Source organism: Rhizobium sp. UGM030330-04 (genome assembly GCF_003208455.1).
GTDB classification, from domain to species: Bacteria; Pseudomonadota; Alphaproteobacteria; order Rhizobiales; family Rhizobiaceae; genus Agrobacterium; species Agrobacterium rhizogenes_A.
Genome location: NZ_QKML01000046.1, coordinates 1 through 1,831 on the forward strand (window position 1 = coordinate 1; position 1,831 = coordinate 1,831).

The 1,831-nt window shown below is 39.5% G+C and carries 2 protein-coding genes; both read left to right on the forward strand.

Features of this window, described 5'->3' with window-relative positions; all coding sequences use genetic code 11:
- Positions 1-156 precede the first annotated feature (156 nt).
- Complete coding sequence (locus N434_RS25375; RefSeq protein WP_110760775.1) at positions 157-822, forward strand: Nmad2 family putative nucleotide modification protein; 666 nt, start codon at positions 157-159, stop codon at positions 820-822.
- Positions 823-879: 57 nt separating this feature from the next.
- The coding region (locus N434_RS25380; RefSeq protein WP_146227723.1) for a TIR domain-containing protein at positions 880-1,831 on the forward strand (952 nt) is incomplete at its 3' end.

Sequence of the window (1,831 nt, forward strand, 5' to 3'; positions counted from 1 at the left end):
AAAGGATCAAGTCGAAATCCCAGAGAATCTAGAAAAGTACGCTACTTCTATGGTTGGGTGGAGATCGGATTCTATTATCCATGCTCTGGGGGGAAAGAGTCAATTTCAAAACCCAGACGGAACACTAGCACCACGGACTGATGGCGGAAATGTAAGGTGTTGATAGAGCCAAACTCCCATTTAAACGCATATACCATTACCAGAGATTTTGGTTTTGCACCGAACCCCTTTCATGGTTTGTGCACTTTGGCAACATGTAAGCCGAGAATCCGTAAATCAGCCAAGGTCGACGATTGGATCATGGGAATTGGCGGACGAAAGCTTAGAGGCGTGTATAGGAAATGCATCCTTCTTATGAAAGTATCGGAAAAGGTCAGTTTTCAGGATTATTGGGATGATTATCGTTATTCACTAAAAAAACCTGTGCGCAACGGAAGTAGAGTGCAGATGTTAGGAGATAACATATACCACAAGGGTGAAAACGGTAGCTGGATACAAGAGGACTCCCATCACAGCAATTCTGATGGCACGCTAAACCAAGATAACTTAAATCGAGATACTGGAAGAACTGACCAAATGTTAGTCTCAAATTATTTCTTATATTTTGGTAACAAGGCGCTAACCGTAGATTTGGATTCGATTAGGTATGGAGGGGTTAGAGATTATAAGAAAATAATCCTATCAGATTCAAAGGAAGCACGTGATTTAATCGTTTCGATGTTTCGAGAGCATCGAAGCCATATAAACATGGTGGTTTCAGACCCATGCCAATTTATGAACGCTCATCAGCGCGTGGATCAAGGAACTGGGAAGATTCAGTAAAATGGAGATAAGAATGATATGCGGCTAAAATTCTAGGGATTGCGGAGTAACAACTCAATGACAAAAAAGTATTCGCCGCCGCTAGCAATCAACTTCATTTGGCATCCATATGATTCAAAGGAAGTAACCAACATTCTTGATTTTATTAGAATGATTTTTGCCAGGGATAAGGACAAACCGTTCTCACGAGGACTTAATATCCCACTATTTTTCTTTAGCTCCAAAAACAGCAGAGAGCCCCCTTTCGATTATCCCGAGGAAATAGCAAAAAATAATATTGTATTTGTTTTTACAAGCGTGAATACTATCGGCAGGAAAGAATGGAAAAATTACATTGAAGGATTACCGAAATCATCCTCAGTTCATATCGTTCCAATTGCGATTGATAGTAAAGGATATTATCATGGTGGTACCCTTTCAGGGTTGAACTGTATTCGAATAAATGATTTTTCTGTACAAAACACGTACCTAAATACAGTAGTTTCTCTGGCGCATGAAATATTCCGATTTGGCTGTAAATCGGTGTCACCTGGAGATAAGGGGGTAAAATCTTCTATAACGATATTTCTAAGTCATTCCAAATCAGGCAATACTGGTAAACGACATTCTGAGCAAATAAAGAAATTTATCGATAACACAAACATGAATCGATTTTTTGATGCCAACGAAATATCGCCTGGATATCATTTCGGTCAAGAAATTGAAAAGCACATACAAGATTCAACATTGCTTGCGATTGAAAGTGATACTTATTCCTCCCGATATTGGTGTCAACGTGAAATATTGATTGCGAAGCAACACAATCGACCTGTAGTTGTAGTTAATTGTCTCGAAGATTTCGAAGACCGTATTTTCCCTGCCGCCTCTAATGTTCCATGTGTTCATATTTCTTCTACTGTACCAATGTCAGAAAGAGATATCTTGCGCATTCTTTCCACAGCGATTATTGAGACAGTTCGTTATAACTATTCAATGCAGTGCCTTGAGTCCTATAGGAACGTGGGGTGGA